Genomic DNA, 11131 nt, shown 5'->3' with positions numbered 1-11131 from the left:
AAGGACATATCTTTCGTAGTTAACATTTATTAAAGCAATATTCTGCGGAAACATTTGGTTTTAATAGAGTATACGAGCAAAAACACTCATCTGTAACACGCTGACAATTAACAAATTAGAAAACGTCAAATTTGTTACTTTTTTTATAAAAAAATATATCGTATTTTCTTATTACCAAGTAAGGACTGCTAATCCAAAATAATTACATTTACAACATGCGAAAGAGAAATAATTTCAGATGATACAACAACATATACTCTTGTTAAATTGAAAATGATGACAGAAAGTTTAACATGCCAAAATAGGTTTTTAACAAAACACTTTCCATTGAATGCTGTTGTATTAAACAATAAACGAACAAAATAGAGATATAAACCTAAACAACTTAATTATGGAATGGATTATAAATCAACTAAGAGAGCACCCCGAACTAGCTATCTTCCTGACACTTTTCGCGGGCTTCTGGATAGGTCGGCTAAAAATAGGCAAATTCTCCCTTGGAACAGTGACAAGTGTACTGCTGGTGGGTGTGCTGGTTGGACAATTGAACATCACGGTAGACGGTCCGATGAAAGCTGTGTTCTTTCTGCTCTTTCTTTTTGCTGTAGGCTATAAAGTAGGACCACAATTTTTTCGCGGATTGAAGAAAGACGGTCTACCGCAAGTGGGATTTGCCGTATTAATGTGTATTGTCAGCCTTGTATCTGCCTGGGCACTCGCCAAAATAATGGGTTATCACGTAGGTGAAGCTGCCGGATTACTCGCCGGTTCACAAACTATCTCTGCTGTTATCGGTGTAGCTGAAGATACTATCAACGGGCTGAGCATCAGCGATGCACAAAAAGCAACTTTCATTAATGCTATTCCTGTAGCCTATGCCGTAACTTACATTTTCGGTACCGCTGGCTCTGCCTGGATTCTGGCTTCACTTGGACCGAAATTTCTTGGCGGATTGGAAAAGGTAAAAGCTGACTGTAAAGAACTGGAATCTAAAATGGGAAGTTCGGAAGCTGACGAACCGGGCTTCGCTCCTGCTTTGCGTCCCGTCGCATTCCGCGCCTATCAGATAACCAATGAATGGTTCGGAAAAGGAAAACGTGTAACTGACCTTGAAAGCTACTTGTACGAACAAGGAAAACGGCTCTTCGTAGAACGTGTTCGCCAGGAGGGTATTATAAAAGAAGTTACTCCAAATCTCATTCTGAAAGAAAAGGACGAAGTAGTACTCAGCGGTCGCCGAGAATTCGTGATAGGTGAAGAAGACTGGATAGGCCCTGAAGTAATAGACGCGCAACTACTCGACTTTCCAGCCGAGACACTACCGGTAATGATCACACGAAAAACATTTGCCGGAGAAACAATAAGTACCATCCGGGCACAGAAATGTATGCACGGAGTGAGTATTCGCAGTATCAAACGTGCAGGCATCAACGTCCCCGTACTGGCACAGACCGTAGTAGATGCAGGTGACATGCTCGAACTCACCGGAATGAAACGTGAAGTAGAACTTGCTGCCAAACAAATGGGATACGTAGATCGTCCGACCAATCAAACGGATATGATATTCGTTGGTCTGGGCATTCTCGTCGGAGGTTTAGTAGGTGCATTAACCATCCATTTGGGAGGTATCCCAATAAGTCTCTCTACCAGTGGAGGGGCACTTATTGCAGGATTATTCTTCGGATGGCTTCGCAGCAAGCACCCTACTTTCGGAGGCATCCCCGAGCCCTCTCTATGGGTATTGAATAATGTAGGTCTGAATATGTTTATTGCCGTTGTGGGTATCGCTGCCGGACCAAGTTTTGTCACCGGATTCAAAGAAGTAGGTGCCAGCCTGTTTATCGTCGGTGCACTGGCTACGGCTATTCCACTTATCAGTGGATTATTGATGGGAAGATATCTGTTTAAATTCCATCCCGCATTAACATTAGGATGTACCGCCGGAGCAAGAACTACCACAGCAGCACTAGGAGCTGTACAAGATGCGGTTGAAAGTGAAACACCCGCACTGGGATATACTGTAACCTATGCTGTAGGTAATACACTACTTATTATTTGGGGGGTATTTATTGTATTAATGATGTAATAATGTGCTAATGTGCCAATGTGCCAATTGGCTGCGCTATCGCCCGCACGGTAATTGGCACATTGGCATATTAGCACATTATTAATTGACACATTATTCATTGGCATATTATCTAAATTATTTAATTATGGAAAAGAAATCAAATGGCACAGCCATAACCAAAAGTTTTGCAAAAAAGATGGAGGGCATCAGTCCCTTTGAATTAAAAAACCGCCTGATCGACATGGCGGACGAGAGCGTAAAGAGAATGGCCCACACAATGCTAAACGCCGGACGTGGTAACCCGAACTGGATTGCTACAGAACCTCGCGAAGCATTCTTCCTATTAGGAAAATTCGGGCTCAGTGAATGTACCCGTGTTTCCTCTCTTCCCGAAGGAATAGCCGGCATCCCCCAAAAAGAAGGAATTGCCGCACGTTTTGAAGCCTTTCTGAAAGACAATATCAAAGAACCGGGCTCCAGATTATTAAAAGACAGTTATAACTATCTCCTCATGGAGCATGCCGCAGACCCGGATACACTTGTTCACGAATGGGCAGAAGCCGTCATCGGTGATCAATACCCTGTCCCCGACCGTATCCTACATTTCACCGAACTCCTTGTACAAGATTACCTGGCACAGGAATTATGTGACCGTCGCCCTCCGAAAGGAACTTTTGATCTTTTTGCTACCGAAGGCGGAACAGCGGGTATGTGTTACCTTTTTGACTCTCTGCAAGAGAACTTTTTGCTGAATCAGGGAGATAACATTGCCCTCCTGGTTCCGGTATTCACACCTTATTTAGAAATCCCGGAACTACGCCGATACCAATTCAATGTCACCGAAATCTCAGCCGATAAGATGACGGAAGACGGATTGCATACCTGGCAATATAAAGATGAAGACATTGACAAACTGAAAGATCCGAAAATAAAAGCACTCTTTATTACCAATCCGAGCAATCCCCCCAGCTATTCACTGAGTCCGGAGACAGCTGCACGTATTGTCAATATAGTAAAGAATGACAATCCGAATCTAATGATCATCACCGATGATGTATACGGAACGTTCATCCCTCATTTCCGTTCACTTATGGCGGAGTTGCCACACAATACCCTATGTGTATACTCCTTCTCAAAATACTTTGGAGCAACCGGATGGCGACTTGCTGTCATAGCCCTGCATGAGGATAATATCTATGATAAAATGATAGCCCGCCTCCCGGAAGAGCAGAAAGCGATATTAAATAAACGTTATTCCAGCCTTGATCTTCATCCGGAGAAGATGAAATTTATCGACCGTATGGTAGCAGACAGCCGTCAGGTAGCATTGAACCATACTGCCGGACTTTCATTGCCGCAACAGATGCAGATGAGTTTGTTTTCCGCCTTTTCTCTGCTCGATAAAGGTGATTACTATAAAACAAAGATGCAGAATATCATTCGCCGCCGCCTGAATGCATTGTGGGACAATACCGGTTTCTCATTGGTAGAAGATCCTTTACGTGCCGGATATTATTCAGAAATAGATATGCTCGTATGGGCACATAAATTTTACGGAGACGAGTTTGTAGACTATCTGAAAAAGACCTACAACCCTTTGGATATAGTATTCCGCCTGGCTAACGAAACCTCACTCGTTTTACTGAATGGCGGCGGGTTTGCCGGTCCGAAATGGAGTGTCCGCGTTTCTCTTGCCAATCTTAACGAAACCGATTATGTAACAATTGGAAAAGGTATTAAGAGAATACTGGATGAATACTATAAGCAGTGGACAGTGGACAATTGACAGTGGACAATTGACAGTGGATAGTTGACAGTGGATAGTTGACAATTGACAGTTACTATACAGTATTACAGCGCAGCTAACTGTCAATTGTCAATTGTCAACTGTCAATTAAATAACATTCTAAATCTCGTCCACCCGTCCGCATACGTACGGAGTGAGAACGAACATCCGTGACGCATCAGGACTTCACGGATAAATATCAGGCCGATTCCCTGCCCGTTCGGCTTGGTAGAAAAGAAGGGACTGAAGAGTTTAGCTTCAGTCTCTTTTGTTATACCTTTACCATTATCTGCCACCTCAATTCCGCCCGGGAAATAAGTACGTATCTTGATTTCTCCATTCTGCTCAATACTCTCAGCCGCATTCTTTATGATATTCACCAGTACCTGTTCGAATAAAGCAACGTCAAGTTTCACTTCTCCCAATTCCTCATCAATATCCAGTGTTATGGTAATATTACGGTCGGCACACATACCTTCCATAAAACGTTTACAGGAGAATACAAGATCATTGAGATTAACCGGAGCCAAGTGAGGTTCAGGTATTTTTACCACATCTGCAAAACGGGTAATAAAGCGGCTCATAGAGAAACAACGGTCTGTACATACACGCATCACCTCACAGATATCTTCCATCCCTTCCGACTCGGAAAGTGCCTGTTCTACGGTATCCAACGTAGAAGTTATACCTGCTGTTGTATTATTCACTTCATGCGCAATCATACGAATCACTTTCTCATACGCCTTTTTCTCAGCTTTCATCACTTCATCCGTCAGGCTTTCTATCAGGAAGAAAGGATGCTGGAATCCCCGGTCGATGAATGAAGAGTGCGTACATTTATAAATATTCGAATCATTCAAACGGACAGTTACTGTCTCTCCCTTAGCAACACGCCCCAATTCCGCAGCCAACGGAGAATCAATAGCAATCAGTTTTTTCCCCTGAACCTCTTCGGGACGAACACCCAGCATTTTAATAGCCATCGGATTTAATTGAGATATTTCATCATCAAGGGTAGTAATAATCACTCCCATTGGAGAAGCATTAATCATCAGATCGAGGAAATGATTCTGTTCCCGAAGCCGGAGACGCTCATTCTTCAACTGCTCCATCATTCTATTGAAAACATTGACCACGCGATCGGCCTCATACTGCCCAACAAGAGTCAAACGACTGCTGAAATCCTGTTCGCGTAATAGCTCCATACCACTACCAATCGTATCCAACGGTTTTATAATCTTGCGATAAAATAAAATCAAATATACCAACAGAAAAACGATCAGAACTTCCGAAATATATAACAAAGGCTTATACACCCATCCACCAAAGTAGAGTATCACTCCACCAAGAGCAGCCAGAAACAAAGCCAGTATAAAAAAATATCCTTTTAGACGCACGATAAATAGTGATTAGTGATTAACGATGAGTGATTAGTGATGAGTGATTAGTGATTAACGATTAGTGATGAGTAATGAGTGGTTAGTGGGCTGCGCTATAATCCGCATGGCACTAATCACTTATCACTAACCACTCATCACTAATTACTCATCACTAATTACTCATTACTAATAATTGATTCCATATTTTTCCAACCTCCGGTAGAGGGCAGCCCGGCTAATGCCTAAGGCGGTAGCTACCTGACTGAGGTTCCCTTTACAACGTTCCAGAGTCTGCAAAATAGTCTGACGTTCTATTTCATCCAGTGTCATTCCGGAAAGCGAAGTACCAGTAGCCTTCGGATCATCCTGACGAAGATATTGTGCATCAAAATCCGAAGCATCAAGAATAGCTTTTCCACTGACCAGTATGGTTCGTTCCACCAGATTTTTTAGTTCACGGATGTTCCCCGGAAAGGGCAAACGGCTGAGAAACTGAAGTGCATCAGCAGAAAATTCAGTACGGGGCAAATTATTAACTTCGGCCTGGCGATCGGCAAAATGACGGGCAAGTAACGGAATATCTCCCCTCCTTTCACGCAAAGCCGGAAGTTTAACTGTTATAAGATTGATACGATAGAATAAATCTTCACGGAAAGTATGTTCACTTACCATCTTACGCAAATCGGCATTGGTGGCAGATACCACCCGGATATCAGTCTTACGGGGACGGCTGTCACCCAAAACTTCAAACGTCTGGTCTTGCAGGACACGAAGCAATTTCACCTGGCAAGAAGGGTCCAGATCTCCTATTTCATCCAAAAATATAGTACCTTTGTTTGCCATTTCAAAACGCCCGATACGATCAGCACTGGCATCAGTAAATGCGCCTTTCTTATGCCCAAACATCTCACTTTCAAACAAGCTTTGAGAAATTCCACCCAAATTTACCTTGATAAATGGCTGTTTGGCACGTTGGCTATTTATATGAATAGCTTCGGCTATTAATTCTTTCCCCGTTCCACTTTCTCCGGTAATCAGAACAGAAGCATTGGTACGGGCAATACGGGCAATAGTATTCAAAACATCTGTTAACTCCTGACTCTTACCGATGATATGGTCGCGTTTCAAAGCATCACTCTGTTCTTGTGGTACTTCTGCAGGTGTAGCAGTCAGTTCCAAAGCTGTTTCAATGCGTTGCAACAAGGCAGCATTATTCCAGGGCTTTGTTATAAAATCAAAAGCTCCTGCCTGCATTCCCTGCACTGCCAATTGAATACTTCCCCATGCGGTCATCAGAATAACCGGAACATCAGGACGGAATATTTTCACTTGTCTGAGCAAAGTCAACCCCTCTTCGCCTGTTGTGGAAAGCGTAAAATTCATATCCATCAGAATAAGGGCGGGAGCTTCAGAACGTACTACATCCATAGCTTCACGAGGTCCGGGAACTGTTTGCACCTGATAGCCGGCACGTTTTAACATAAAACTGAGAGAGGAACGAACGGCACTGTCGTCATCAATGATCAATATCATAAGCGTGTGTTTTTATGATCGCAAAATTAATAATAATATAGCAAATAGTTATTAATAAGCGCATGATAAATGATAAACAGCACGCAATATTACAGCACAGTCTACTAATCACTTATCACTCTACCCATTAATCACTATTTTTTCACTACCTCTTCAAAGTCTGCTTCCAGTTCCGTATCCCTCTCGAAGTCCCACAGCGTAAGGCTGCGAATCTGATAGAAGTAAGACCAATAATTATACAGTTCTGATATATGTTTCTGCCGTGCCTGATCCTTTGAATTCTGCGCATCATTCAAGTCGAGTGTATTGATCTTACCTATCAGAAAAGTCTCAATACTGGTTTTATAACGCTGCTGAGCAATAATATCGGCCTCTTTGGCTATGCTTAGCTGTTGTGCCTGATTATTGAAATGCTCCACAAGCAAGAAGATATCCTGATTAAAGTTCATCTGTTCCTGACGAATTTTGGAAAGTACCACTTCACGATTACTCTTTGCCACACGTACCTTACCACGACGCTTTCCCCAATCCAGAATAGGAATCTTCACACCCACTTTCACTATCTGGTTATCGAGCAGATGATTGTAGGCAGAGGCAAACTCTTTGTCAAGCCCTGTATAGCCTACACTGGCAAAAAGGTCTACACTACGCAGATCGCCACGTGCGGTAGCTACCGCATAGTCCGATTCAAGCTGCCGACGACGAATATTCTGTGCAAAAGAGTTACGTTCCAAAGCTTTGCTAAGCACTTCGTTATATTCCATTCGTATGTCCGGTGCCGATTCGGGAACCACTGGTTCCAGCTTTTCATCCTCATCCATTCCCAGAAAAGCGCGAAGCTGGAACATATTGGCATTCAGATTACTCACTGCTTCTGTAGTAGCAGCCTTGGCATTCAGAGCAGAAAGTTTCAGTTGTAACAACTCATTTTCTGATATCTGCCCCATCTCACGCTTAGCTCCGGCTACCTTATATAAATGTTCGGCATTCAGCTCATTCTGCCGGGCAGTAGCCAACGTTTCCTTTGCCAACAGCAACTGAAAAAAGTAAGTAATGGTTTTACGCGTCACATCTTCCGTGGCAGAGATAAAAGCAGCCTTTGCCTCTTCATAGCGTACGGGTTCTATACGACGGTCCCACTTCAGCTTATTCACGCCAAAAACAGGTTGGGTCAGTTCCAGATTGATCGGTACGGACATGAACTGTTCTTTCCCGTTTCCCCCGAACTGCCTGATATAATCCAATGAAGTTGAGAGAGAAAGTTTACCACCTGTCAGCCATATATTCTGATCAATAGACAAGTCTCCGGATAGTTCCAGGTAGTTGTTACGGACAAACCCGTAAGTACCATCCGAATTTTGATAAGAGCTGTACGATTTTTTATAGTTTGGCAATGTCCCTGTTAGATTCACTTCGGGTAGAAGATCAGCACGAAAAGTACGATATTCCCAATAAGCTGTTTTCAGTTCATTCAAGGCCACCGCCGCATCTACGGATTGAGTACGTGCCAAGGCAATAGCCTCATTAAGAGTTATTTCCCGTTCATTCTGTGCCGTAAGTATTTGCGAAAAGGCAAAAGTCGCTAAAACAAGCAGTATATTCTTCTTTTTCATAAAAGTATTATTTTCTACAATTTAAGAAGTCCAAACGGCGTGCCAAAAAGATAAGTAACTAATTCTCCGATAATTAATACATTCGGTAAGTGTCCGAAAACGAACACTTTGTACACAAATGAACGTCTTTAACATCGTTTACTCACAAACATCCGGGATGCGTACAGTAAAACGTGTTCCCTTTCCTACTTCAGACGTAACACGGATCGTTCCATTAAGCCGCATCACGATTGTCTGACAAATACTAAGCCCTAATCCGGCTCCCTGCGTGAAATTATCCACTTTATAGAAACGTTCGAAAATATGATCCAATCCATCCTGAGAAATTCCCTTACCGGTGTCTTCCACAAATAAAGAGGTATAGCCGGGTTCATCTTCAGTATATCCCACTGTAATAGATCCACTTGTTGTGAACTTAGCAGCATTGTTTATAAGATTATTCACTACCTGCTGCAAGCGTACATTATCTGTCACCATATACTTCTTACTACCTGTCGGGATATCAAGTTTAAGTTCTACCCCCGATGGCATGTTCAACTGCTGGGAGTCATGTACGTTCTTCAACAGCAAAGGAAGACTATGACGGGCAAACTGGAAGTCCATCGTCCCCGACTCAATACGAGACAAGTCAAGAATATCATTAATTAATGCCAACAACAGACTACAGTTCTTATTAATTGTAGTAATAAACTGGGAAACCTCTTCTTCTGTGAAAGCACTTGTATCACTCAACAAGTCGGAGAAACCGACAATAGCATTCAAAGGCGTACGAATTTCGTGACTCATATTGGCTAGGAAGGCAGACTTTAACTTATCAGCCTGCAATGCCTTATCGCGGGCTATGGTCAACTCTTCCTCTGTACTTTTATAACGTTGAATACTCTGACAAACACCAAGAATACTATAAGGCTCATCTGATGTCAGTCCACTAAGCACGGAAGTACGATATTCCCACCACTCGTAATGCCCATCTGCATTACGCTGACGGAAACTCATCCGGGTATTCTGATGTACTCCTGTAAGGGCAGCATCAAATAGAGAACGTATGTGTTCCAACTCTTCCGGATGCACCATCTTTTCCATATTCTCACGCGTAATAGTAGTTGCCGATTCATCAAAACCAAATTGCCGGAGGAATCCTAACGGAAAAGTAAAAATGTTAGTACGAATATTAAATTGCCACGGATAGATAGAACTATCCTCTATTGCCAGGTCAAAAAAGCGTTTCCGCATCTCTTCATCAGATACATTGTGGCAGGAAAGGGCAACGCCGGTAATCTCTCCACGTGAATGAATAGGAACCATCTCTCCGGAAATCGGAAAGTAATTGCCACTATGTACTTCCTGCATAAAAGAGTTGGAAGGAATTATGCAGCTTTTGCCTTCTTTAATTACCTCTTTCAGCATGTCATGCAATACATCTTTACCCTTAGAATATATTTTGAAGATAGAACCGGCAGGCAATCCCTCGTAAGGCCGGACAGTAACATCGACCGGAAGATGCAACATACGTAGCAAAGAGAGATTAGTGAAATGAATACGAAAATCAGTATCATACGTTATTACTCCCTCGCGAATAGAATGGAAAATATTATCAAATTCATCACGCTGGGCCACTAAACGGTTTTGTACCAAAAGACGGGTTTGTGCATGCATTCTCCGGCGTGCCTCCCGTCGATTAGCACGTATCAGCCAAACAACAATAAATACCAATAGCCCAAGTATGGAAGCATAAAGCAAAATGAAAAAGAATTTATACTTCTCCCAATGGGGCTCATTAAGTATAATCCCCGGCTTCACCCGATCTTTTGCCACATGAAAAAAATCGAGTTGCTTATAATCATAATAAAAATCAATCGGGCTTTCAGTAATCCCTAAATCTGTCGGAGAAGTTCCTTTCAGCACTTTAGCTGCCCTCACACCTACCATCCGCGAAGAAGCATACGGATCAGCATCATAAGCACAAAAAACTCCGTTAGTCAACGCCAGGCTCTGGCAGGAAAAAAAAGGCGCTTTAGAGTTCTTGCCGATAAATGCCATAAAAGGAGACCATTTAGGTACTACCACAATACGCCCGTGGCTATTACGCGGGTAACATACAGAAGAGATAATACTATTTGTAGTTCCGGTTTGTACATTGTAAGTCTGCAATTTATAATCAGGATGACGCTTTACAAACTGTCCCCACTCATTCATAAAATCTTCTTTTCCTTTCAAACTTAAAAAGCTGTTATCATTCACACAAACAACCTCTTTACGTTCGGGAAATACCTTATTGGCCTGTTCCAGTAAAAGAAAAAAATCGGGATTGGAAGTGAAACCGCAAATATTAGGTAAAGTAGCCATAAGAGCTTCATCCGGATATTTGATACCGTAAAAAACAACCGGAATCTGACGTGGCAAAGAATCACCACAAGCAAACAATGTATGAAAAGCCTCATCACCAGACGTCACAATTAAGTCTACACCACGTCCTCTTGCCCGTTCGCAAATACGGCTCATAATAACTTTTTCTGAACTATATGCCCAGTAATCGGCATCCAGATATTCGGTGATAATATTAATCTTCAGTTTCTCTTCACCAAAGCCATCACGAAGTCCACGGGTCAGTTCACTATGCCAGGGAGTCTGATTAGTATAAGACTGTATAAAAAGGACATTATAATTCTGTTCAGCAGCAGTTATCGGTAGAAATACTGTAAATAACAGGAACAAAAGTGTGTTATAAAATCGTTGAGTCATAGAATTAAAT

The 11131-nt window shown here is 42.4% G+C and carries 6 protein-coding genes; 2 read left to right on the top strand and 4 right to left on the bottom strand.

Annotated elements, in window-relative coordinates; genetic code table 11:
• Window positions 1-391: 391 nt before the first annotated feature.
• Complete coding sequence (aspT, locus tag HCG69_RS19655) at window positions 392-2086, top strand: aspartate-alanine antiporter (protein ID WP_221651423.1); 1695 nt, start codon at window positions 392-394, stop codon at window positions 2084-2086.
• A gap of 127 nt (window positions 2087-2213) precedes the next feature.
• On the top strand, window positions 2214-3854 hold the full coding sequence (gene aspD, locus HCG69_RS19650) for an aspartate 4-decarboxylase (protein ID WP_221651422.1): 1641 nt from the start codon (window positions 2214-2216) through the stop codon (window positions 3852-3854).
• 104 nt (window positions 3855-3958) lie between these two features.
• On the opposite strand, the gene HCG69_RS19645 is transcribed toward aspD, so the two are convergent.
• The 4 genes from HCG69_RS19645 to HCG69_RS19630 form a co-directional block, all read right to left on the bottom strand.
• A complete protein-coding gene (locus HCG69_RS19645; protein WP_221651421.1) occupies window positions 3959-5251 on the bottom strand; it encodes an ATP-binding protein in 1293 nt (430 codons plus the stop codon).
• A 168-nt stretch (window positions 5252-5419) separates the two neighbouring features.
• The gene (locus tag HCG69_RS19640) at window positions 5420-6766 is read right to left on the bottom strand and encodes a sigma-54 dependent transcriptional regulator (protein WP_221651420.1); all 1347 of its coding nucleotides are present in this window, start codon (window positions 6764-6766) and stop codon (window positions 5420-5422) included.
• Window positions 6767-6900: 134 nt separating this feature from the next.
• Window positions 6901-8379 carry a TolC family protein gene (locus HCG69_RS19635; protein WP_221651419.1) on the bottom strand — a complete coding sequence of 493 codons (1479 nt, stop codon included), beginning with the start codon at window positions 8377-8379 and terminating at the stop codon, window positions 6901-6903.
• Window positions 8380-8517: 138 nt separating this feature from the next.
• Entirely contained in the window at window positions 8518-11121 is a 2604-nt protein-coding gene (locus HCG69_RS19630) for an ATP-binding protein (RefSeq protein WP_221651418.1), read from the bottom strand.
• Between the last annotated feature and the right edge of the window lie 10 nt (window positions 11122-11131).

Source organism: Bacteroides sp. K03, assembly GCF_019734355.1.
Classification (GTDB): Bacteria; Bacteroidota; Bacteroidia; order Bacteroidales; family Bacteroidaceae; genus Bacteroides; species Bacteroides nordii.
Note: the sequence above shows the minus strand (reverse complement) of the source record. Positions and strands in the feature narration are given on the sequence as shown.